Source organism: Fodinibius sp., from assembly GCF_034521915.1.
Classification (GTDB): domain Bacteria; phylum Bacteroidota; class Rhodothermia; order Balneolales; family Balneolaceae; genus Fodinibius.
In genome coordinates this window covers 178,732-201,547 of the sequence record NZ_JAXHLU010000017.1, presented here as the reverse complement: position 1 = coordinate 201,547, position 22,816 = coordinate 178,732, and the positions used below count along the sequence as shown (strand labels likewise).

22 protein-coding genes are annotated in these 22,816 nt (G+C 41.9%); 11 read left to right on the top strand and 11 right to left on the bottom strand.

The annotated features are described in order from the left end of the window. The first annotated feature begins 225 nt into the window (after positions 1-225). Positions 226-948, top strand: coding sequence for a Bax inhibitor-1/YccA family protein (locus U5J89_RS13385; RefSeq protein ID WP_322576148.1), 723 nt, complete (start codon positions 226-228; stop codon positions 946-948). After that, positions 949-2,040, top strand: coding sequence for an endolytic transglycosylase MltG (gene mltG / locus U5J89_RS13380; protein ID WP_322576147.1), 1,092 nt, complete (start codon positions 949-951; stop codon positions 2,038-2,040). Here the strand turns inward: mltG and U5J89_RS13375 are convergent. The 9 genes from U5J89_RS13375 to U5J89_RS13335 all read right to left on the bottom strand — a co-directional run bounded on the left by U5J89_RS13375 (position 2,037) and on the right by U5J89_RS13335 (position 12,600). Continuing rightward, positions 2,037-3,800, bottom strand: coding sequence for an ABC transporter substrate-binding protein (locus U5J89_RS13375; protein WP_322576146.1), 1,764 nt, complete (start codon positions 3,798-3,800; stop codon positions 2,037-2,039). The two genes, mltG and U5J89_RS13375, sit on opposite strands and share 4 nt — an antisense overlap. A gap of 72 nt (positions 3,801-3,872) precedes the next feature. Continuing rightward, a complete protein-coding gene (gene guaA / locus U5J89_RS13370; RefSeq protein WP_322576145.1) occupies positions 3,873-5,423 on the bottom strand; it encodes a glutamine-hydrolyzing GMP synthase in 1,551 nt (516 codons plus the stop codon). A 48-nt stretch (positions 5,424-5,471) separates the two neighbouring features. Then, positions 5,472-5,852: a glycine cleavage system protein GcvH gene (gene gcvH / locus U5J89_RS13365; RefSeq protein WP_322576144.1), complete on the bottom strand. Its 381-nt coding sequence runs from the start codon at positions 5,850-5,852 to the stop codon at positions 5,472-5,474. 15 nt (positions 5,853-5,867) lie between these two features. Next, on the bottom strand, positions 5,868-7,214 hold the full coding sequence (accC, locus tag U5J89_RS13360; RefSeq protein WP_322576143.1) for an acetyl-CoA carboxylase biotin carboxylase subunit: 1,347 nt from the start codon (positions 7,212-7,214) through the stop codon (positions 5,868-5,870). Positions 7,215-7,229: 15 nt separating this feature from the next. Continuing rightward, positions 7,230-7,733 (bottom strand): acetyl-CoA carboxylase biotin carboxyl carrier protein, encoded by a 504-nt coding sequence (gene accB / locus U5J89_RS13355; RefSeq protein WP_322576142.1) that lies wholly within the window; start codon positions 7,731-7,733, stop codon positions 7,230-7,232. A gap of 9 nt (positions 7,734-7,742) precedes the next feature. After that, positions 7,743-8,318 (bottom strand): elongation factor P, encoded by a 576-nt coding sequence (gene efp, locus U5J89_RS13350; protein ID WP_322576141.1) that lies wholly within the window; start codon positions 8,316-8,318, stop codon positions 7,743-7,745. A gap of 66 nt (positions 8,319-8,384) precedes the next feature. After that, positions 8,385-9,761, bottom strand: coding sequence for a sodium-dependent transporter (locus tag U5J89_RS13345; RefSeq protein WP_322576140.1), 1,377 nt, complete (start codon positions 9,759-9,761; stop codon positions 8,385-8,387). A 180-nt stretch (positions 9,762-9,941) separates the two neighbouring features. Continuing rightward, positions 9,942-11,972, bottom strand: a complete 2,031-nt coding sequence (gene metG, locus U5J89_RS13340; RefSeq protein WP_322576139.1) for a methionine--tRNA ligase — start codon at positions 11,970-11,972, stop codon at positions 9,942-9,944. A gap of 379 nt (positions 11,973-12,351) precedes the next feature. Continuing rightward, complete coding sequence (locus U5J89_RS13335; protein WP_322576138.1) at positions 12,352-12,600, bottom strand: hypothetical protein; 249 nt, start codon at positions 12,598-12,600, stop codon at positions 12,352-12,354. A gap of 201 nt (positions 12,601-12,801) precedes the next feature. Here U5J89_RS13335 and U5J89_RS13330 point away from each other — a divergent pair, with 201 nt between their 5' ends. Next, on the top strand, positions 12,802-13,236 hold the full coding sequence (locus tag U5J89_RS13330) for a hypothetical protein (RefSeq protein ID WP_322576137.1): 435 nt from the start codon (positions 12,802-12,804) through the stop codon (positions 13,234-13,236). 87 nt (positions 13,237-13,323) lie between these two features. On the opposite strand, the gene U5J89_RS13325 is transcribed toward U5J89_RS13330, so the two are convergent. Then, positions 13,324-13,851, bottom strand: a complete 528-nt coding sequence (locus U5J89_RS13325; protein ID WP_322576136.1) for an RNA methyltransferase — start codon at positions 13,849-13,851, stop codon at positions 13,324-13,326. 191 nt (positions 13,852-14,042) lie between these two features. Further along, entirely contained in the window at positions 14,043-14,360 is a 318-nt protein-coding gene (locus tag U5J89_RS13320; protein WP_322576135.1) for a hypothetical protein, read from the bottom strand. A 266-nt stretch (positions 14,361-14,626) separates the two neighbouring features. Between U5J89_RS13320 and greA the strand changes: the two genes are divergently transcribed. The 8 genes from greA to pta all read left to right on the top strand — a co-directional run bounded on the left by greA (position 14,627) and on the right by pta (position 22,802). Then, entirely contained in the window at positions 14,627-15,097 is a 471-nt protein-coding gene (gene greA, locus U5J89_RS13315) for a transcription elongation factor GreA (RefSeq protein WP_322576134.1), read from the top strand. Between the two features lie 4 nt (positions 15,098-15,101). Beyond that, positions 15,102-16,466 carry a UDP-glucose/GDP-mannose dehydrogenase family protein gene (locus U5J89_RS13310; protein ID WP_322576133.1) on the top strand — a complete coding sequence of 455 codons (1,365 nt, stop codon included), beginning with the start codon at positions 15,102-15,104 and terminating at the stop codon, positions 16,464-16,466. 71 nt (positions 16,467-16,537) lie between these two features. Next, positions 16,538-17,500, top strand: coding sequence for a UDP-glucuronic acid decarboxylase family protein (locus U5J89_RS13305; RefSeq protein ID WP_322576132.1), 963 nt, complete (start codon positions 16,538-16,540; stop codon positions 17,498-17,500). A gap of 11 nt (positions 17,501-17,511) precedes the next feature. Continuing rightward, positions 17,512-17,961 (top strand): NUDIX domain-containing protein, encoded by a 450-nt coding sequence (locus U5J89_RS13300; protein WP_322576131.1) that lies wholly within the window; start codon positions 17,512-17,514, stop codon positions 17,959-17,961. Further along, a complete protein-coding gene (locus U5J89_RS13295; protein ID WP_322576130.1) occupies positions 17,943-19,190 on the top strand; it encodes a hypothetical protein in 1,248 nt (415 codons plus the stop codon). Before U5J89_RS13300 ends, U5J89_RS13295 begins: the two co-directional genes overlap by 19 nt. Positions 19,191-19,196: 6 nt before the next feature. Beyond that, positions 19,197-20,951: a caspase family protein gene (locus U5J89_RS13290; protein ID WP_322576129.1), complete on the top strand. Its 1,755-nt coding sequence runs from the start codon at positions 19,197-19,199 to the stop codon at positions 20,949-20,951. Continuing rightward, on the top strand, positions 20,951-21,808 hold the full coding sequence (locus U5J89_RS13285) for an EamA family transporter (protein WP_322576128.1): 858 nt from the start codon (positions 20,951-20,953) through the stop codon (positions 21,806-21,808). The genes U5J89_RS13290 and U5J89_RS13285 overlap by 1 nt, the downstream gene beginning before the upstream one ends. 10 nt (positions 21,809-21,818) lie before the next feature. After that, positions 21,819-22,802, top strand: coding sequence for a phosphate acetyltransferase (gene pta, locus U5J89_RS13280; protein WP_322576127.1), 984 nt, complete (start codon positions 21,819-21,821; stop codon positions 22,800-22,802). Positions 22,803-22,816 lie beyond the last annotated feature (14 nt).

The following is a 22,816-nucleotide window of genomic DNA, read 5'->3' as shown; positions in this document are numbered from 1 at the left end:
AAAGGAATAAAATAGAAGCTCCCGGCCGATCAAAGCCGGGAGCTCTTTCTTTAGGGCATTTGGAGTTAAGTAACTCCAAACTGTTGCTCTTCCACTATTCATTACGAATTAAAAATTACATTGTTGCATTATAAGTGAATACAAAATTTTTGTCTTCAAATATTGTTATTCATAATAGCGAGATTGTATATTAGGCACTCAAAAAAATTAACCATAATTATTTATATGAGAACCGGAAATCCTACGCTAAGTGAAAAGACATTCCAGAATTTAGATAGATCTACCGTATCATCAGAAGGTAGTATGACGGTAAGTGGTACCATTAACAAAACCGGAATGCTCTTTTTAATTCTTTTGATGGGCGCATCTTTGAGCTGGTATCAACCATCACAGGTGCTTATTTGGGGTGGAGCCATCGGTGGATTTATTGTCGCCTTAGCTACTGTTTTTAAAAAAGAATGGTCCCCATACACAGCTCCTCTTTACGCCGGATTAGAGGGATTATTTCTGGGCGGTATTTCAGTTATGTACGAAGCTGCCTATTCCGGAATAGTCTATAACGCCATTTTATTAACGCTTGGTGTATTTGCGGCCATGCTTTTTGCTTATCGTTCTGGAATGATACAAGTAACTCAAAAGTTTAGGACGGGGGTTATTGCCGCTACAGGTGGAATTTTTCTGGTTTACATGGCTAGCTTTGTATTAAGTTTCTTCGGAATAAATATAAGTCTAATCCACGGTTCAGGATTTATGGGTATTGGGTTTAGTCTTATTATTGTAGGCGTAGCTGCTCTTAATTTGGCACTCGATTTCGATATGATTGAAAAAGGAGCTCAGGCAAACGCCCCCAAATATTTTGAATGGTACACCTCTTTTGGCTTGATGATTACGCTCATCTGGCTCTATATCGAAATATTACGACTGCTTGCCAAGTTGCAACGAAGATAATTGGATAATTACTCATCTGTTTTGAATAAAAAGCGCTATATACTTTTTTCTGGCGACGAATTTATTTTTGGGATGCTGGTGCTGTTTGCAACAGTATTTTTAATAGCAGAATCGCGCTGGTCCCGCCTTTACAATTCCCAGGCTATTTCGTCGGATAAACCGGTACAAATTTATCTTAAAGAATCAACGCAGCTGGATGATTTAACTCAAATATTGATGGATTCATCCCTGATTAAAAACGAAGAGGAAATAAAATGGGCTGCTAATATTTTCGGATGGAAAAGGTTTCAACAGGGGCACTATTTAGTTGATGAACCGATGGATTATGATGCTTTTCTGTCAAAATTGGGCCGGGGAATACAAGATCCTGTTTCAGTAACTATTTTACCGGGTAGAACCAAAGCGGATATTGTTGATAAGGTTGCCAATCAGCTAAAATTTGATTCGCTCGCTTTTCAGCAAGCCATTCAAGACTCGGTTTTTCTTGCGCAGCATAATCTGGATCAAAAAGATGTTATTGGGCGGCTATTTCCCAATACATATTCTGTATACTGGACTACCTCTCCAACGTCATTTTTTGAGCGGATTTTGAGTGAATTCAATAAATCCGTCGTTGAATCCTACCAAGAACAAATTCAGGACCTGGATCGATCGGTAGATGAAATTGTTACCCTGGCCTCAATCATTGAATGGGAGGCCCGAAACAATGAGGAGAAAAGAGCAATTAGCGGACTTTATTGGAATCGGTTAAACAGGGGAATGCGCCTGCAGGCAGATCCTACCGTAAATTTTGCCATAGGAGAACGGAGACGTCTTTTGTATGAGGATTATCAGGTTGATCATCCCTATAATACCTATCAATATCGGGGATTACCGCCTGGACCAATTACCAATCCTGATTTAGCATCTATCAGAGCCGCAATTTATCCCGAAGATCATGATTTTTTATATATGGTAGCAACTCCGAATGGTGAGCATGCTTTCTCAAAAACTTTCGAAGAGCACAAGCGAAAAAGTGCCAAATGGCGAAAATGGCTGCGAGAGCAATACCGGATCAAGAGAATGAATGAACGAAAACAAAATGGGAATTAATCCTGCTTTATCACCGGGCGAATTCCATTTTCAGTTATCTCAAATATTTTTACTTCTTGATTGATGTGACTGCCTTTAAAATTGATATTGCTAATAATTCCCTCATACATAGGTTGTGATTTTAAAGCATTCTTCAGATAAGAAGGATTTTCAACGCGATTAAGGGTCTCTAATACGTATGAAGCAACATCATAGCCAATCATGGCAAAGCGGTTGGGTTCGCTATCAAAACGTTGTTTAAACATTTCTTTGAACTGCTGCACTCGCTCACTTTTTTGATTGATATAATAACTTTCGGAGAAATAGATAGGCTGATTTTTTATCTGAATCTCAGGTATCTCAAAATTACCCCATTCCTGTGATCCCATGACAGGAATATTGCTTCCCTTAGCTTCCATATCTACCAATAGCAATTCGGCAAGGGTAGAAGCAGCCTGACCTGTAAACGGAGCATAAATTCCATCCAGATAGTGATAATTACCTAAACTGTCAATTTTAGCACTATCTGTTGTAAAAAACTTGGTGTAGTCGGTAAGGTCGAACCCCTTTGATTTTAAGTCTTCGACAAAGAAATACGCAACTTTAGCACCCAGCTTTTCAGCTCTGTCCCTGAATGCAAAGGCCGAGGCCTCTCCCAAAGAGTTTTTTTCAGCTAAAACAGCCAGAGTATCCATCTGTAAATTTTGGACTGCGTACTCTGCCATTTTACGGCCGTGAGAGGTAAACGTTGGATTCGCTTGGTACACGTATGGATTATCCAAATTTAGTGAGTCTGAATTAGCCAGAGGGGCTACTAACGGAATATGATACTGCTCAGCCAGGTCAGCCATTTTGCGAGCCGGGTCTGAAAATAGGGGACCGAGCACAACATCCGCATGATAATTCCAAGCCAGATTCGTCATGGCGTGTCCGGCAGAATCCATATTGGCCGCGGTATTTTCATGCCTGACAAACGCCTTTTTATCAGTGTGCTGCCGGTTAAATTCTTCTGCCGCCATTACATATCCAAAGTGTAGCCCACGAGAAACCTGGAATTCAGAACCAGAATTGGAATGAGAGGGAAGAGCTGCTCCAAGATCATATATAATACCTTTGGGAGCACGAATCTGGTTGCCATATCTGCGCTCTGTTGCATAACTCACAGAGTCATCAATAGTTTCAGATAGCTCACGCATGGCTGAACTGGTGGTATCAATTTTAGATTGAACAAGTTGTGAATAGAGTGTGCGGGCATCCTCAAGAGGTACTGTTCCTATGGCCGCTTTAATAAGATCATATTTAATTTCTGGTAATTTTGCCTGCTGAAAAGCTCTCTTTCGTTGGTCGAGCGTTAAGAAGCCTAAGATTTCATTGTAAAGCTGACGTCCGTTGGTTACCAGCTGTGTTTTTACTGATTGATTTTTGAGATCGTAAAGTCTATTCAGCGCATCTCCATACAAGCCAAGCTGAAAATCAACAAGGGCCGTGGTGTATTCTGCTTCAAGATAGATTTCTTTCTGAGCTTCTTGACTAACCTGATTTAAATATGTCTTTGCCGTTAGGTACTGACCAAGGCTGTAATAAGATTTTCCTGCAAATAACCTTCCTCGGGGAGTATCGATATCATTAAATATTTGGATAGCCTGTTCAAAATCTCCCTGCTGGTAATATTCGATACCCTCATTCATAGATTGAGCATGAGACAGATTGGAATTTAGAATCAGGGAAAAAGCAATAAACAGAAAAAGTGCCGTAAAATATTTTTGGATCGAGAAAATCATAGTTGAGTAATAATTAAAAGCAGTAAGAGTGTTGCTTATACTAACTAAATTGCAGTGGTTTTGTTCTCTGGTCTATTCCCACTCAATAGTTGAAGGGGGTTTTGAGCTAACATCATACACTACGCGGTTAATGCCACGAACCTCATTGATAATTCTGTTTGATACATGAGCCAAAAATGGATGGGGCAGGTGTGCCCAGTCGGCCGTCATACCATCAACGCTGGTAACCGCCCGTAATCCTATAGTAAACTCATAGGTACGTTCATCCCCCATTACGCCCACACTTTGTACCGGTAGCAGTACAGCAAGTGCTTGCCAGACTTCATCATACAGATCTTGTTTGCGCAATTCGCTAATAAAAATGTCGTCAGCCTCCCGTAATATTTTAAGCTTTTGACGATCGACGTCAGAAATAACACGGATAGCCAAACCCGGACCCGGGAAGGGATGACGCTTGATAAAATGCTCGGGAATTCCAAGTTCACGGCCCACATTGCGAACTTCGTCTTTAAAAAGCTCTCGAACCGGTTCAATAAGGTCTAGATTCATCTCATCGGGCAACCCGCCCACGTTGTGGTGTGATTTAATGGTCGCCGAAGGGCCCTTGAAAGAGATACTTTCAATTACATCGGGATATAACGTACCCTGAGCCAGATATTTATAAGAATCATCGTGAGCAATGGCATCATCAAATACCTCAATAAAAGTTTCCCCGATAATTTTTCGCTTCATTTCGGGGTCAATGACTCCTTTAAGTCGCTCAAGGAATTTATCACTGGCATCAATTCCTTTTACCGGCAGATGTAACTGCTCTTCATACACATCCAGCACATCTCGAAATTCATTCTTTCGTAGCACACCGTTGTCTACGAAAATACACTGCAGCTGATCTCCAATTGCCTCGTGTACCAAAGTAGCAACAACGGTTGAATCCACACCGCCACTCAAACCGCAGATAACTCGGTCATTTCCAACTTTTTCTCGTATCTCCTGCACGGTTGATTCAATAAAAGACTGGGCCGTCCAACTGCCTTTTAACTTGCAAATAGAGTACACAAAATTTTTAAAAATCTGCTTCCCGTGCACGGTATGAATGACTTCGGGATGAAATTGAACGCCGTATACAGGTTTTTCGGCGTTACGTACTGCTGCTACATGAGCATTGTCGGTATGAGCAATAACTTCATAATTCGAGGATAGCTTTTTGATATGATCCCCATGGCTCATCCATACGATCGACTCTTTGGGTATCTCTGCAAGCAGATCAGAATCATCATCTACTATAAGCTCTGAGCGGCCAAATTCGCGTCGATCTGCTTTTTCTACACTTCCCGGTATTTCGTTGTGAGCCAGAATTTGCAATCCGTAACAAATGCCTAACACGGGAACATCCCAATCAAAGAGGTTTTTATTTAAAGCAGGGGCATTTTCGTCATTAACGCTGCTTGGTCCCCCGGAAAGGATAACTCCTTTCGGTCGATTATCAGAAAAGGTAGCAAGGTTTTTGTTAAAAGGATGGATCTCACAATATACATTTAGCTCGCGTACACGACGAGCAATGAGCTGCGTATATTGAGAACCAAAATCAAGAATAAGTATCCAGTCTTGCGGGCGGTGTTGCATAGAAACAGAATAAAATAAAAAAGGCACCCGAGAGGGTGCCAGGGTGAATTAAGCTACGATTTCTTTGTATTCGTCAGGCGACATAAGGTCGTCGAGCTGAGACTCTTCTTTAACGGATATTTTGACCATCCAACCATCACCGTAGGGGTCATCATTAACGAGCTCCGGCTCCATTTCCAGCTGCTCATTGATATCAACAATTTCGCCAGATACGGGGGCAAAAAGCTCCGATACTGTTTTAACAGCCTCAACGGTTCCAAAAACCTCATCTTGCTCAAATTCAAAACCTTCCGGTTCTATTTCGACAAATACAATATCACCAAGTTCGCTTTGTGCAAAATCAGTAATACCTACGGTTGCCGTGCCGTCACCGTTATCTCGGATCCATTCGTGTTCTTTGGTGTATTTTAAATCGGTGGGATAGCTCATATTAGATTATCTAAATCAGTTGTCAGGATTAAATTTGAATTTTTCTAAATACTTGGTGGTAAATGTTCCCTTCTTAAAGTTTTCATCATCCATCAATTGTATATGATAGGGAATAGTTGTTTTAACACCTTCAATGATAAACTCTTCCAGCGATCTCTTCATGCGTTTTATAGCTTCCTCACGAGTAGGGGCACTAACGATCAGCTTACCAATCATGGAATCGTAATGAGGAGGAATCCGGTAGCCGGCATAGGCATGCGTATCAATACGAACGCTATGGCCGCCCGGTGTATGAAATACGTTAATTTTTCCTGCGGAAGGACGGAAGTTATGCTCCGGATCTTCAGCGTTAATACGACACTCGATAGCATGGCCCCGCATTTTAAGCTCTTTCTGCTCCATCTTTTTACCGGCGGCAGCTTTAATCTGCTCGGCTACAAGATCATAGTTGGTAATTTCTTCTGTAACCGGATGCTCAACCTGGATACGAGTATTCATTTCCATGAAATAGAAGTTATGGTCTTTATCGACCAAAAACTCTACTGTGCCGGCTCCTTCATAATCTACGGCTTTAGCTGCATCAACCGCAGCATCTCCCATTTTTTTGCGTAATTCAGGCGTCATAAGGGGAGAGGGAGCTTCCTCTAAGATTTTTTGATGACGACGCTGTAATGAACAATCTCGTTCTCCGAGATGTATCACATTCCCGTGCTGATCAGCTAGAACCTGTATTTCAACGTGATGAGGATCTTTAACAAACTTTTCGATATAAACATCCGGATCGTCAAAAGCTGTTTCAGCCTCATTTTTACACATGCTATACGCCTGTTTTAGGTTGCTTTCTTCCTCAACAACACGCATTCCACGTCCGCCGCCGCCGGATGAAGCTTTAATGATGACAGGATAGCCGATCTCTTTACAGATCTTTTTGGCATCATCGAAACTTTCAACCACGCCCTCGCTGCCGGGGACAGTAGGGACGCCGCTGTCTTCCATTGTTTCCTTGGCCATAGATTTGTTTCCCATGGCGGCAATACTTTCGGGCGCTGGGCCTATAAATTTGAGATCGTGCTCGGCACAAATACGGGAAAACTCGGCCTTTTCGGATAGAAAACCATAGCCGGGATGAATGGCATCTGCGTTAGTGATTTCTGCGGCCGCTAAGATATTCGGTATTTTAAGATAGCTATCCTTACTGGGAGCAGGCCCTATACAGACCGCCTCATCAGCAAATTTTACATGCAGACTATCCCGATCGGCGGTAGAAAATACAGCTACCGTAGGAATGTCCATTTCTTTGCATGTTCGAATTATTCGTAGTGCAATTTCGCCTCTGTTGGCGATAAGAATTTTGTTAAACATGTGTATAAATGCTTTTTACCCGATGATAAATAAGGGTTGATCGTATTCTACTGCTTCACCGTCTTCGACAAGAATCTTCTTAATCTCTCCGGAATAATCAGATTCTATTTCATTCATTATTTTCATCGCCTCCACAATGCACAAGGTTTCACCTTTTTCGACGGTATCGCCTACTTTAACAAAAGGATCATCGTCGGGGGAGGGGGATCGGTAAAAAGTTCCTACGATAGGAGATTTAACCACATCACCTGACGGCTGACTGTCGCCACCGGAATCTTCGGATGTTTCCCCACCCGATGGTTGTTGAGGCTGCTGTTGCGGAGCCTGCTGTGTCTGAGACCCTTGTTGCGGCTGAGCAGGGACCTGATATTGCATCGGCATTTGCTGCTGCGCCGATGATTCCTTGATATCAGGCTGTTTTTTAACCTTGATTTTGAAATCCCCTTCTTCTATAGACACTTCATTGACGTCACTTTTGGCAATGAGGTCCAGAAGATTTTCAATTTCTTTTAAATCCATGATATAAAATTAGTTTGATGTTACGCGTTCAATATATTCTGATGTTCGTGTATCGACTTTTATTTCTTCGCCTTCGTTAATAAAAAGCGGCACCTGTACCTTGGCGCCTGATTCCAATGTTGCCGGTTTACTTCCGCCCGTGGCCGTATCACCTTTAAGACCCGGACGAGTCTTGGCAATTTTCACCGTAATATGATCGGGCGGCTGTGCATACAATACTTCCTCGTTATCAACATCTATTACTAAGGTACACTCTTGTCCTTCGGCAATAAATTCAGACTTCTTTACATTTTCTTTTGATACAGGCAGTTGCCGATACGTTTCCTGGTGCATAAAATAGAATAGATTCCCATCCTTGTATAGAAATTGATAGGGCTGATGTTCCACCCTAATTTCTTCAACATCTTCACCGGAACGAAATTTCTTTTCAATATTCTTTTCGTTTACAACGCCTTTTAATTTTGTGCGCAGAAAGGCGCCGCCCTTACCGGGTTTTACGTGCTGATAGTCAACAACTTCATATAGCTCATTATTGAGCTCAATAACCATCCCGGTTCTAAAATCTGATGTAGTAACTTTTGCCATAAACCTTATTTAATGATCTTCAAATTCAGTGCCCAAAAATACCATGAGACGTGAAAGATAACAAGCTTAAAATAGTTCCTGAATATATGTTATCAATCCAATGGCTTCTAACAGATTATATAAAATTGCAAGTGGTGCAATATATTTTATAAAGATTGGCCAAATGGTTTTGAACAGGGAGGTGTGCAACCCGTGATAGCCTTGTTCTAACTCTTTAAAAGCATTTTCGACCTTCCAGACATATCCCAAGAAGTAACAAATTAAGAATCCACCAAGTGGTAGACCTACCGTACTAAATATAAAATCGATAGTATTGATGAGGGAGATATCAAATGAAATAATAAGCGATATTATTAAAATTCCCCCGCCGATCATGGTTGCTGCTTTTTTGCGTTGTACATTAAATTCGTCTATTACATAAGAAGTGGGAACTTCGAGCAGTGAAATGGTTGAGGTAAGAGCAGCCATCGACAAAAGCAGGAAGAAGCTGGTACCGAAAATAATACCTGCTGTAGTGCTTAAACTATGAAAAAGGGCAGGAAGAACCTGGAAGATAAGGTCGGTACTGGCCAATAATTCTCCGGAATCATTAAAAATATTTACTCCAAAGGATTCTGCCATATACATGGCCGGCATTATAAGCAGCCCGGCCAAAAAGGCAATTCCCACATCAGCAAGCGTAACATAGGCTGCAGCTTCGGGAATATTTTCTTTTTTACTCAGGTAGGATCCATAGGTAATTAAGGCCCCCATCCCCAACGAAAGCGAAAAGAAAGCCTGTCCCATAGCACTGAACACAAGAGGGGCCGAGATCATCGAAAAATCAGGCTTAAGATATTCAGTAAATCCTACAGCTGCTCCCGGTTGAAAGGCAACGTAACCGATCATTATTATCAAGATCCCGATCAAAACCGGCATCAAAAATTTAGTTGCCCGTTCAATACCATCACTTACGCCTCCCAGAATTATGGACACGGTAGCACCCATAAATAGCACTGAAAAAATTGCATTTTTAACTCCGTGCGAGACGTCGGCAAACAGGGCAGCCCATTCAGTAAATCCCGTAAAAAAGAGAATTTCTTCAAATACATAGCTAAAGGTCCAGCCTGCAACTACCGTATAAAAGGAGAGGATCATAACCCCACAAAGAACCCCCCAGAAACCAATAAGCGGATAAAATTTATTGGAGCTTAAAGCTTTGAATGCTCCTACGGGATTTCGATTTGTTTTTCGGCCAAGACTTAATTCTGCCACCATCACGGGAAAGCCTACAGCAAAACAGCACAATAGATAAATTAAGAGAAAGGCCCCGCCACCATTTGAGGCTACCTCAGTGGGAAACCGCCAGATGTTACCCAGGCCAACGGCCGATCCGGCTGCTGCCAGAATAAATCCCATTTTCGAATTCCAATTTCCCCGAGTTGTAGATGTTGTTTCAGCCAAAAGTCAGATCCCCGTTTCTTTATTTTTGGTTAATAAGCATCAAAATAAAATGTCGCCGTAAAATGTAATGCAAGAAACTTACTTACAAATCAAATTTTTCAAAAGATGTTAATAATAATCAACGAAAGTACTAAATATATTTCCATCCCTATAGATGACTGCCCGATAAAAAAAATAGCATTACTTTATGACACTTCCAGGCTCAGCATTTGTTTCTACAAATTTTAGCGTGCCATCTTCTTCCTCAGCCATCAAAATCATGCCATTACTTTCAACCCCCATAAGTTTCTTGGGAGCCAGATTTGCTACGACACAAACGTTTTGTCCTGTGATTTCATCGGGAGAAAAATCGTTGGAAATACCCGATACAATAATACGTTCCTCAAAACCCAGATCCACTTTTATCTTGAGCAACTTATCTGCTTTTTCGATGGCAGAAGCCTCAATGATTTTTCCGGCTCGCAGGTCCATTTTCATAAAATCGTCAAACTCCATATTCTCCTTAAGGGGCTTGTATTCCTTGGATTCTTCTTCGGTATCGGCCGCCCGTTCTTTTAATTTATTGAGTTGTTGTTCGATTTCTTCATCCTCAATTTTTTCGAATAGAATAGCTCCTTTTTTAATCTCCGAGCCGCTCGTTAAAATGGTATCAGAAACCTTATCCCAGCTAATATCATCCGCAATATTTAATTCATTGCGCAGATCTGCCATTTTATTGGGCAGGATGGGATCAAAAAGGATGCTGAGGGCAGCAGTGATCTGAAGACATACATGCAGCGTATTGCCACAGGTTTCTAGATCCTCTTTGCGTGTTTGCCATGGTTCCATATCGGTAAAGTACTTATTGCCGATACGTGCTAAATTCATGGTTTCTGCAATAGCTTCGCGCAGCTTAAACTGTTCATACGCTTCGCTTATTTTTTGCTTCTGCTCCCCAATTTTTGCTAACGTCTCTCGATCCTTAGCGGTTGGATCGGTTAATTTGGGAACATTGCCGTCAAAATAGTTTTCGGTAAAGGAAGTAGTCCGATACACAAAATTACCGAGCACGTCGGCCAGTTCACTGTTCACCTTGTTTTGGAAATCTTCCCAGGAAAAGTCGGAGTCTTTTGTTTCCGGAAGGGTAGTACCCAATACATAACGAAGCAGATCAGCGTCAAAATCTTTTAGGTATTCATCCAGCCAAACAGCCCATCCCCGAGAGGTTGACAACTTCTTTCCTTCTAAGTTGAGAAACTCATTAGCCGGCACATTTTTAGGTAATACATAATTGCCATGCGCCATTAGTGTGGCGGGAAACATGATGCAGTGAAAGACGATATTGTCTTTACCTATAAAATGGATGAGGTCGGTATCTTCGTCTTGCCAGTAACTTTTCCACTCGTCGGGATTACCTTGCTCGGCCGCCCATTCTTTGGTTGCTGAAATATATCCGATGGGCGCATCAAACCAGACGTAGAGTACTTTGCCTTTAGCTTCATCAAGGGGAACCGGCACGCCCCACGTTAAGTCACGTGTTACTGCCCGATCCGCAAGTCCGTCGTTAAGCCAACTTTTAACCTGACCCATTACATTGGGTTTCCAGTTTTCTCGAGTGTCGAGCCATTGTTCAAGTCGCTCTTGAAAATCACCCAGCGGCAGATACCAGTGCGTCGTTTTTTTGGTCTCCGGAATATCTCCTGTAATGGCACTTTTGGGATTTTTGAGCTCAGTGGGCGAAAGAGATTTTCCACAGCTCTCACACTGATCCCCGTAAGCTTCTTCATATCCGCAATTCGGGCAAGTGCCTTTTACATAGCGATCGGGAAGGAACATTTCGGCTTTGGGATCGTAGAGCTGCTCTTCGGTCTTTTGTACGAAAATATCGTCCTCGTAAAGCTTTGTAAAAAACTCCTGTGATGTTTGATGATGGACTTCCGAACTAGTCCGACCATAATAGTCAAAGTGAATGCCGAAATCTTTGAATATCTGTTTATTCCGTTCGTGAAATTTGTCTACAATATCCTGCGGACTAATACCTTCCTTTTCAGCTGCAATAGTGATGGGAACGCCATGCTCATCAGATCCGCAAATATGAATGATATCCTCATCTGTTAGTCGTTTATAGCGGACGTAAAGATCAGCGGGCAGATAAGCACCTGCAAGATGTCCCAAATGTATCGGTCCGTTGGCATAGGGCAGGGCAGAAGTAACAAGTGTTCGTTTGGACATGGACAGTAATTTGACGTTTGATTTTCTGAGCTCGAAAATAAGAGTATCGGTCCTAAAATTAAAAACGGTTTATGGGTAAATTTTTAATTAATCCAATATATAAACTTCCGAGAGGTCAAAAAGGATAGGACGATAAAGAATTTTGACAGATCATTCTAGGCGGGATCTTGTATCATTTTGACCAAATTTTTTATCTCGTCTGTAATGATCTATGTGTTACAGTTATTGAGCAATGAAACCTTTTAAATGGTGCCACTTATCTTGGCTGCCATTGGTAATGGAATGATTGTTCTTATCATCGTTGCTTTAAAGAAATACGGTATTGAGAGAACCTTAGCTCAGGGCAGGTTAGAATACTCCTGCACACAAAATACTTTGTTTATGGGCAATGAACATCATCTTTAGTTTCTGATAATTCTTTCACTGCTATGATCTCATCTATCTGAGCAAAGATCTTGATAAGAGCTTCTTCTATAAACTGTCCGGATGCAAAAAGTTCCTTTTCTCCATTGCTGAAGGTAAGGTGTGTTTTGGCCGACAGCTTGTAAACGCGCTCTCTAATCTTATAGAACCCTTTGTAGTTTCCGGTTTTATAATATTGATTTAAACTTTTGTTAGATTTACACATGCTTATCCTAAATAAATAACTGAAATGATATTCTTATTTACTGAATATTACGACGGGTATGTAATTAAAACAATAGCATGAAATGCTTATTTAATTTATTTAACAATTAACATAAAAAACCTATAAAAAGATCAATAACTCGGTTCATTATTTTACAGTATTACTGTATGCTTTCCATTTTAATTCAAAGTTGTCGAAGAAATGATGGATAGCATTAGGGGAAATCTTAAGTATATCTTTCCGGTACTTATTATAATCGTGGTTACTGGTTTGGTTCTTTCAAGAGTATATCAACCGAAAAAAGCCATCCCTGTTCCCGAAATTCAGATTTCTGCAGCTGAGGCTGTCAATCACGTTGGAACTCCGGCAAAAGTTTGTGGAACCGTTGTATCAGCCGATTTTATTAGAGAAATTGATGGCAATCTCACCTTTTTGAACTTTGGCCAGCCACATCCCAATCAGTTATTTACTGCAGTTATCTGGGGCGAAGAAAGGTCGAAGTGGAAAACGCCTCCCGAACAAAAGTATAAAAATCGTCAAATCTGTGTAACTGGGAGTATTGAAATGCATGAAGGTACGCCGCAGATCGTAGTTGGAAGACCGGAACAGATAGTTTTAGAAAGGAAAGATGATTGAATTATCGACGATAGGTTTTAAATCCATTCATGTTATACGAAGATCGGTATGGTATTCCAATCATAGATATGCCAAACATTTAGACACTTACCAATACTTTTCCAAAAACGCATATAGCGCTACACCTACCGTTACCGATACATTTAAAGAATGCTTGTGCCCGTATTGTGGTATTTCCACAAAATCATCAATATATGATAGAATATTCTCATCAACTCCGGTGACTTCGTTACCAAAAACAAGGCAGATATCCTGTTCTTTGGGGATGGTGTAATCAGGCAGCAAAATACTGTCCGTCATTTGTTCCAGTCCCACCAGTCGGTATCCCTTTTCCTTCAGGGTTTCTATGTGTTTCCGGGGATGCTCTACTTGCTGCCAGTCAACGTGTTTCTGGGCACCGATTGCTGTCTTGGCAATTTCGGGGCGCGGTGGAGTAGGAGTATATCCGGAAATTATAATCTCATCTATGCCAAAGGCATCGGCGCTGCGAAAAGCAGCTCCCACGTTGTGCATACTCCTGACATTATGAAGAATAATTTTGAGCTTATTCAGGTGCCCCGGAATTGTACGTTCCAGGTTTTGCTTGAGGATTTCCTTGGTACTCAGTTTAGGCATCAGCTTTAGATGATTTGATAGGAATATTAAAAAGCAGTGCTAAAATAGTAATTGCATGATGATAATGGTAGTTGAGGAGAGAGTCAGGAGATTGGAAGAGGAATTTTAGAAATAAGAGGTTGGATATTGAGTCAATATATTATTTGGGTTCCTTATCCTTGATATAGATATAATATTGATAGTTCTAAATGTTATTCCTCTGGCAGATCTTCCTTTTCCATAGCGGGATCTGAAAAGAATAAATACAGAAGTCCCCCGACTGCTAAAAGTACAGCTATTTCAATAATGAGAATACCATATGCAATTTCGGCATTCTCTGATGTTAACTGTGAACCACCATCACGTCCGTAGTCACCGCCATAGGTGCGCTCATACGTAATAGGCTGTTGGTAAATCGGGCTCCATTTTATTTCGCTTGAAGACTCAATATGCCACGGACAAAGATATACAATAATTAATATCAGCCCACAAACTACTGTGGCAACTACGATATTTTGATGTTCATTCATATTGTTATAAGCGTTCTTTTTCTGTGGATAAAACGATCTTGAAAACACCAATCTATAACTTAGTTTAACGTCTAGCAAAATATACAGTCCGGTTTATATTCAAGGTCTCCTAATAAATGACAAAGTTCATACTAATTTAGATTTGGAAACAGAGTGTAAATCATGGTATTTTAAGGCTCTTTATAGAGAATGGTGTCAGCTTGTTTGGCTGGCATTTATTATTTATAAATTTGCGCAAACAATGATTTAAATCAAAGAAAAGTACCGTGGATAAGAATTATCTATCACGAGAAGGATACGAGAAACTTGAAGAAGAATTACATGATTTAAAGACCCGGGGACGAAAAGAAATTGCCGAGGAAATTGCTGAGGCACGGGCAAAGGGAGACTTAAGCGAAAATGCTGAATACGATGCGGCTAAAGAAGCACAGGGCATGCTTGAAAAAAGAATTGCCGAGCTCGAGAACGCCCTTGCAAATGCCCGCATACTTGATGAGGAAGACATTAAAACAGATAAAGCCTATTTGCTTTCAACGATAACTATCTACAACCATAATGTAGATAAAGAGGTCAAATATACTCTTGTATCAAAGGATGAGGCGAACTTTAAAAAGAATAAAATTTCAGTTGATTCACCAATTGGAAAAGCCATCCTTGGTAGAGAGATCGGAGAAACGTTCGAAGTAGACGTTCCTGCCGGAAAACTAAAATTAGAAGTTAAAGATATAGAGCGATAAGTAAATGAACTTAGCAGTTATAGGAACGGGATATGTGGGGCTGGTCAGCGGGACTTGTTTCGCCGATTCCGGAAACAACGTCACATGTGTCGATATTGACCAGCAGAAAGTAGAACAATTAAAAGACGGCCAGATCCCGATTTACGAGCCGGGCCTGGAGACGATCTTCGCCCGCAGCCAGCGCGAGGATCGCCTGCATTTTACCACCGACATTACCGAGGCGGTGCCTGAGGCCGATATCGTGTTTCTGTGCCTGCCGACCCCGCCCGGCGGCGACGGTCAGGCCGACCTGAGCGCCGTCATGCAAGTGGCCAGCGAGCTCGGCCCGCTCATCGACGACTATACGGTGGTCGTTAACAAATCGACCGTCCCCGTGGGCACCGGCGACCGCGTCGAGGAGCTTATTGCCGACAAGGTCGACCGAGCGCTGTTTGATGTGGTCTCCAACCCCGAATTTCTGAAGGAAGGGGCCGCTGTGGAAGACTTTAAATATCCCGAGCGCGTAGTAATTGGCACCGACAGCGACGAGGCCGCCGAGATTATGACCACGCTTTACGAGCCGTTTGTCCGCTCGGGCAATCCCATCATCACCATGGACCGCCGCAGCGCCGAGCTGACCAAGTACGCCGCCAATGCGATGCTGGCCACCAAGATCACCTTTATGAACGAGATGGCCAACATCTGCGAGAAGGTCGGCGCCAATGTTGATAACATCCGCCGCGGCATCGGCACCGACTCCCGCATCGGCAAGCGTTTCCTGTTTGCCGGCATTGGTTACGGGGGCAGCTGTTTCCCCAAAGATGTCGAAGCCATCCATCACACGGCCGGCCAGTACGGCTACGACTTTAAAATTGTGGACTCCGTCATGCAGGTCAATGATGCCCAGAAGGTGTCGATTGTCAAAAAGATGGAAGACTACTACGAAACCGACGACTTCTCGGGGAAAACCTTTGGCATGTGGGGGCTATCCTTTAAGCCCGAAACCGACGACATCCGCGAGGCTCCGGCCCTGTATATTGCCGAGGAGCTGGTAAAACGCGGTGCCACCCTGCTGGCCTACGATCCCGAAGCCATTGGCACCTTCAAGCAGGCCACCAGCCCACAGGTGCTCGAGGCGACCACCTTCGTCCATAATCAACAAGAGGCCCTCGACAATGTCGACGCGCTGGTGATCTGCACCGAATGGAACGAGTTCCGCCGGCCCACCGTCGATAATTTCGCCGATGAAATGAAAACGCCGGTGATCTTTGACGGACGTAATCTCTACGATCTTAACCGCGCTGAAAAAGCCGGGATCACCTACATCAGTGTGGGAAGACCGGCCATTAATGTGGATAAGAAAAAGGCTGTCGGCGAAAATAAAGAATAATATCTCTGGGGACTGGTTTAAGAAAAAATGATCCCCAGTAATTCCTTTCCATTAATTTAAAGTTATCTATTTTGTCCGACGCTATATCTAAGAAAAAACGAGTTCTAATTACCGGAGGAGCAGGATTTTTAGGTTCTCATTTATGTGACCGTTACCTGAAAGAAGGCTACGAGGTTATCTGCATGGATAATCTCCTTACAGGGAGTGCAGACAATATCGCTCATTTGATGGGGAATAAATCATTCGAATTTGTTAATCACGATGTAACAAACTTTATCCATGTTAAGGGTGATTTGGATTTAATTCTGCATTTTGCTTCGCCCGCCTCTCCCGTAGATTATCTTGAGATGCCCATTCAAACCCTGAAAGTGGGTTCGCTGGGGACTCACAAAGCACTGGGACTGGCCAAAGAAAAAGATGCCCGGTTTTTGCTCGCTTCTACCAGTGAGGTGTATGGCGATCCGCTCACGCATCCACAGAAAGAAAATTATTGGGGCAATGTAAATCCAATAGGACATCGCGGAGTGTATGATGAGGCTAAACGTTTTGCCGAAGCGATGTCAATGGCATATCACCGTTATCATGGCATTGAGACGCGAATTGTACGCATTTTTAATACCTATGGATCACGAATGCGTCTGCATGACGGCCGTGCACTTCCAACCTTTATGCGACAGGCATTACGGGGCAATCCAATAACCGTTTATGGAGATGGTTCTCAAACCCGTTCGTTTATGTATGTGGATGATCTCGTGGAAGGAGTTTGGCGACTTTCGCAATCGGATTATGTTGAGCCAATAAATATCGGTAATCCCGAGGAGATTACGATCCTGGAGTTTGCCAAAGAGATCATTGAGCTTACCGACAGTGACAGCGAAATCATCTTCGAAGAGTTACCCAAAGACGATCCGCAAGTCCGTCAGCCTGATATCAGTCGTGCTAAAGAAGTACTGGATTGGGAGCCAACCTATGACCGCAGGGAAGGTTTGTCTCTGGCTTTGGAGTACTTTAAGAAAAAAGTGCTGGATTCCTGACATATCATAATATGAAACGCCTCGTTGACGTATATCCATACCAAAGAGAACAGAACGAGGTTGAATTCCTTATTTTTAAACGCGCAGCTGATGTACAATATGCTCATCAATGGCGAATGATTGGCGGTAAAGTGAATCCCAAAGAAACCTATTATAATGCGGCTTTAAGAGAACTGAAAGAAGAAACAGGTCTGTCGCCCGATCTTTTTTGGTCAATTCCTTCAGTGAATCAATTTTATGATCCCGATAGTGATAGGATTTTACAGATTCCAGCTTTTGGTGCTGAAGTAAATAAAGAGTCAGCCATAACGTTGAATCACGAACATGCTAGCTGGAAATGGATTTCCGAAGATGAGTTAGATACCTATATTCAATGGCCGGAGCAGATACGGCTAATGAAATTATTAGCTGATATCGTAATATCTAAACAAATTTTAAACGAGTGGATAATAGAATTGTAAAATCGTTTTATCGTTGTATAACACTATTTTTTGTTCTTGTTATTGGTGTGATTTCAATTCCCAATGAATCGCATGCACAAGATAACGAATCCTCCTATGAGCTTTTGCCAGCTCCTGATGCGTGGTATAATAGTGTGGATGGTATTCGAATAGGAATACGTCTTCGTGGTCAGGTACCAGGGTCTTTTGGGGACGGCCCACATCGATTGAATGCCGGACTTTGGCTTGGTACGAACTTTCCAAACGAACCAATTTCATATTACATAAAATACACCGAACCAATTCCTGCAATTTCAGATTTCGGGAATGAAGGAAGTATCTCTGCAAGAACATCCTATCGCACCGGATTTCAAATACATGGTCTAACCTTTAACAAACGTTGGCAGACCGGCTTTAATGAAATGAATTACAAGGAGTTAGCGATAGGTGTTAGAGGAGAGCATCGATTTAACGAAGATTACCTGTTGTATAAGCAACTATGGCAAAATAAGTGGTTGTATTTAGCAAATGCCACTTTTGATTTGACTGATGTAAATGGACTTGGGAGATATGCTATTTCTCTTACAGCAGATGCAAATATAGCAGGCGAAGCTGATCGCTTTTTGCGCAGTGAGGTTATTCTCCGACAAAAAATTGATTTTTCTGAACAATTTTCACTCTCCGGGCGATTGTACTCTGGCTTTGCCACTGATAATACAGCTCCCGAGTATTTGTTCACTCATAGTTTTCGATCTCCCCGATACTGGATGGAGAGCGGACTTACCAGAGCACGGGGTACTATTCCACCTTCATGGATGCAAATTGGAAATATTCAGGTCACAGGTGGGCCGGGTTTAAGAGGATATCTAAAGAACGATATTCAATCATTGAATAATGGGAATGTACCGTTTTACACATCGATTTCAGCCCTTAATCTTGAATTTGATTATCCTAATCCGTTAGATAACGGACTGAAAGATATTCCCGTGATTGGTGGCCTGGTTGATCTTCGATCATATTTATTTTGGGATTCGGGAACATCACTTGGGCTAACGAGTATTGAGGAAAACAATCTGTTGTCTGATGCAGGACTCGGTTTTTTATTGTCAATTGATATTCCTGATTATCTTGGAAAATCACGAGGCTTAGTTTTGCGTTACGATATGCCTTTTTGGCTTTCCCATCCGGGGACCGAAAATGCATTTAAATTTCGGCAGGTATTCGGCATAGGAGCTACAATATCACTGTAATAATTGTTGAAAAAGTTACACTACATATTATTAGCATCAATTTTGCTTTCCTTTTTGGGATCCTGTACCAGTGCTCGCTGGACTGTCAAAGAAAAGGAATCCATTGACCGTTCTGACTTTGAGATAGTGGAGGAAAATTACTTTCTACAGCAAACTGAAAAGGTAACGCCCGATAATCCGGTCTTGTCGTTAGCACTTTTCTCCGAAGTTGAATATGAATATACACAGCGCGTATTAATGCAGCGCAATATCCAGGATTATAGATTGCGGCCAGGGGTAATGGCATTGGGTGTTGGTGGCGCAGCAATGGCATTTTACCTGGCAAATATTGCTGATTTTGGCAAGCATTCCTCATCAGCAAAAAGGTGGACCCTAAATGGGATAAGTGCTTTAATGCTTGCATCAGGGTTCCTAAATATGAAACCTGTGGGCGAACCACGTCCGACGGGAGAGGAGCGTTACAAGAGAACTACCGGTACTACGGTAGAAGTTGATACCGTAAAAGCCGATGCCAAAGTTGATACTTCTGCATCGGTTTATATGCTATATAACGATCTAATTATTTTTGAGGATAGCAACCAGGATATTACTAATGGAGTGCTTAATATTCCAATTGGGAATGTGCTGAATAATTTAAAACTGTCGGGCCAAAATGTTGGAAATACTACGGTTGAAGTGCTATTTGCCGACTCGCTGTATCGTTATAATTATGCCATAGATTCCGTTTTACAACCTTATGCTGTCATTAACGAGCAAATTACAGCATTGCGCAATAGCCCGCAGGAGAATGCCGACAATGTACTTGCAGATCTTGTTGAGGGAAGCCAGCTTAAAATTAGCAGTATTAACGATGACTGGTATCAGGTGATGTACGGGATATCTGAAACGTATATTAAAAAATCGGATGCCAGTATTATATGGCGGTCGGAAGACTATGAGGTCGAGGATCAGGTTGTGACCGTTCCCAGGGTTCCTTTCGGTGAAATTGATGTCGAAAGTAATATTCCAATGCTTCGTGATCAAAATCCCAATGCCAAGGCACTATTGGTAATAAACCAAAACTATGCTGATACGCTCGGAGAACGTAATTATGCACTACGCGACGGGCGCTTGATACATACCTATCTTCAAAATGCATTGGGTTATTCTGAAGAAAATATCTATCAACTGGCAGATATAAGTAACAGTGACAGCCTTAATACACTACTTTCTACATTGCGGTCAACAGCTAATGATAGTACCGAGCTGTTTGTATACGTTAGCGGATATGGTGCTATAGATAAAGAACAGCGAAAGTTGCAGTTTTTAACGGTATCCTCCAATACTCAATCAGATTCCACAATAGCAGTATCAGATATATTTAGTCGAATTGGTGATATTTCATCCCAAAAAACAGTGGTATTAAGTGATATAGATTTTGCAAGAGAAAGTAGTGAAAAATCGTTCTCTGAAAACGAAATGCGGGATATAATCGAAAGCAATGTTTCGCCGTTACTGTCAAAAAATTCCAACAGTTCGGTTCTTATGGGATCACAGTTAAATAATCCATCCCGTTTATACATGTCAGGTGATAGAGAGGATAAAAAGCATCATATTTTCCCATACTTTTTTGCTAAAGCGCTTCAAGAACGTAGAACGGTACTTTCGGATATCTATCAATATCTTGAGCGCAATGTGTCTTACACTTCTCGAAGGCTTTTTGATCGACCGCAGAATCCATTGCTGCTCGGCAATACGCAACTGAATTTAGCCGGACAATAATGGCGTACGTATTCCTGGTTTTAAGTTCGGTATGCTCTCTCACTATTGCCCACCTGCTAAAAGTTACTGAAACAAAAAATCTGCGTACCCTCAATACGCTCACGGTTAATTATATAGTAGCGGCAGTTTTTGCCTTGTTTGTAGGATTCGATGGTAGTATGACATCATCTTTTGTGAGCCAATCAACTATTCTCATATTGTTCTGTATTATCGTTGGGGCCTTTTTTATTGGTAATTTTGTAGCATACAGTAAATCGGTTCACACAAATGGAGTGGGGATTACCATTGCTGCTATGCGATTGTCTTTGCTGATACCCGTCGTAATATCGATCTATTGGTATGCCGAGTACTTGAACGGACTTAAAATTGCGGGTATTCTTGGTGTTTTTGGAGCTATGTTGTTGCTTATTCCCAAAAAGAACAACATTAAAATTGGCTCAGTAAGTGCATCCTGGTTGTTAATATTAATCTTCGTATTATCCGGCTTTGCGGATGCTTCCCTCAAAATATATGAAGAGGAATTTAGTACTAATCTCAATGAGCTTACCTTTATGGGATTGGTCTTTTTAGGAGCTTTTATTATTGGATTAATTATAGCACTCATTCGAAAGGGGCCGCTTATTACCAAAAAAGAAGCATTATTGGGGGCAGCTATCGGAATTCCTAATTTATATTCATCAATCTTTTTAATTTATGCACTGGGCGGCATCAGTGGTTCTATAGCTTATCCTGTTGTTAACATTCTTAATGTGTTGGGAGGCACGTTTCTGGGTTTAATTATTTGGAATGATAGTGTTTCAACAAAACAATGGGTCGGCATAGCAACGGCCGTTATTGCAATTATACTTTTGATGTAATACTGACACCATGGATGTAGAAATTATTCAACAAATACGTGAACGAGCTTCTAAACAGCATAAAACCATCGTCTTTCCCGAAGCATGGGATGCAAGAGTGCTGCAGGCAGCTTCGTATTTGGTTAAAGAGAACATTTGCGATGTAAAACTCTTGGGCAACAGAGAAGAAATCATATCGTCAGATAACAAAGAAGGGAAAAGAATAGCCAAAGAATTGTCAGACTACTTTATTAATAAGCCCGAAAATTGGGAGGCTCTAATAGATCATTTATACGACAGAAGAAAACACAAGGGCATTACCCGAGAAGAAGCCGCAGCAATGCTGGAAGATCCTCTATATCTGGGAGCCACATTAGTAGCAACGGGAGCTGCCGATGGATGTGTGGCCGGATCTATCGCTACTACAGGCGAAGTAATAAGGGCAGCTATTCACAGTATTGGAATTCGTAAGGGAAATAATACGGTATCCAGTACTTTTTTAATGGCACTTAAAAATCAGCCGCCGCTGACGTATGCCGATTGCGGAGTAGTCCCATATCCTGATGCAGAACAGCTTGCCGATATAGCCATTGAATCGGCTCGAACACATCAGTTATTGACACAAGTAACACCCAGAGTAGCCATGCTTTCTTTTTCTACCAAGGGGAGTGCAGAACATGAGCGAACAGCATTAGTGGTAGAAGCCACAAAAATTGTCAGACAAAAAGATCCGGATCTGCAAGTTGATGGAGAACTTCAATTTGATGCTGCCTTTGTCCCGGAAGTGGCGCAACGCAAGGCCCCTGATTCTCCATTAAAAGGGCAGGCCAATGTGCTAATTTTCCCCAACCTCGATGCTGGAAATATTGCCTATAAAATTACGGAACGTCTGGCGGGAGCATCTGCTACCGGACCAATTCTGCAGGGACTTTCCAAACCCATGATGGATCTCTCTAGGGGATGCAGCTGGCAGGATATTGTTAATGCGGCTTGTGTAGCTATATTAATGGCATAATAAAACGTTGTAAG

Excerpts from the sequence above, each read along its gene's own strand:
- U5J89_RS13300 (WP_322576131.1), top strand. The coding sequence starts at position 17,512 with ATGAAACGCCTCGTTGACGTATATCCATACCAAAGAGAACAGAACGAG.
- U5J89_RS13330 (WP_322576137.1), top strand. The coding sequence starts at position 12,802 with ATGATGGATAGCATTAGGGGAAATCTTAAGTATATCTTTCCGGTACTT.
- pta (WP_322576127.1), top strand. The coding sequence starts at position 21,819 with ATGGATGTAGAAATTATTCAACAAATACGTGAACGAGCTTCTAAACAG.
- efp (WP_322576141.1), bottom strand. The coding sequence starts at position 8,318 with ATGGCAAAAGTTACTACATCAGATTTTAGAACCGGGATGGTTATTGAG.
- metG (WP_322576139.1), bottom strand. The coding sequence starts at position 11,972 with ATGTCCAAACGAACACTTGTTACTTCTGCCCTGCCCTATGCCAACGGA.
- U5J89_RS13320 (WP_322576135.1), bottom strand. The coding sequence starts at position 14,360 with ATGAATGAACATCAAAATATCGTAGTTGCCACAGTAGTTTGTGGGCTG.
- accB (WP_322576142.1), bottom strand. The coding sequence starts at position 7,733 with ATGGATTTAAAAGAAATTGAAAATCTTCTGGACCTCATTGCCAAAAGT.
- U5J89_RS13285 (WP_322576128.1), top strand. The coding sequence starts at position 20,951 with ATGGCGTACGTATTCCTGGTTTTAAGTTCGGTATGCTCTCTCACTATT.
- gcvH (WP_322576144.1), bottom strand. The coding sequence starts at position 5,852 with ATGAGCTATCCCACCGATTTAAAATACACCAAAGAACACGAATGGATC.
- guaA (WP_322576145.1), bottom strand. The coding sequence starts at position 5,423 with ATGCAACACCGCCCGCAAGACTGGATACTTATTCTTGATTTTGGTTCT.
- U5J89_RS13335 (WP_322576138.1), bottom strand. The coding sequence starts at position 12,600 with ATGTGTAAATCTAACAAAAGTTTAAATCAATATTATAAAACCGGAAAC.
- U5J89_RS13385 (WP_322576148.1), top strand. The coding sequence starts at position 226 with ATGAGAACCGGAAATCCTACGCTAAGTGAAAAGACATTCCAGAATTTA.
- U5J89_RS13375 (WP_322576146.1), bottom strand. The coding sequence starts at position 3,800 with ATGATTTTCTCGATCCAAAAATATTTTACGGCACTTTTTCTGTTTATT.
- U5J89_RS13310 (WP_322576133.1), top strand. The coding sequence starts at position 15,102 with ATGAACTTAGCAGTTATAGGAACGGGATATGTGGGGCTGGTCAGCGGG.
- accC (WP_322576143.1), bottom strand. The coding sequence starts at position 7,214 with ATGTTTAACAAAATTCTTATCGCCAACAGAGGCGAAATTGCACTACGA.
- U5J89_RS13325 (WP_322576136.1), bottom strand. The coding sequence starts at position 13,851 with ATGCCTAAACTGAGTACCAAGGAAATCCTCAAGCAAAACCTGGAACGT.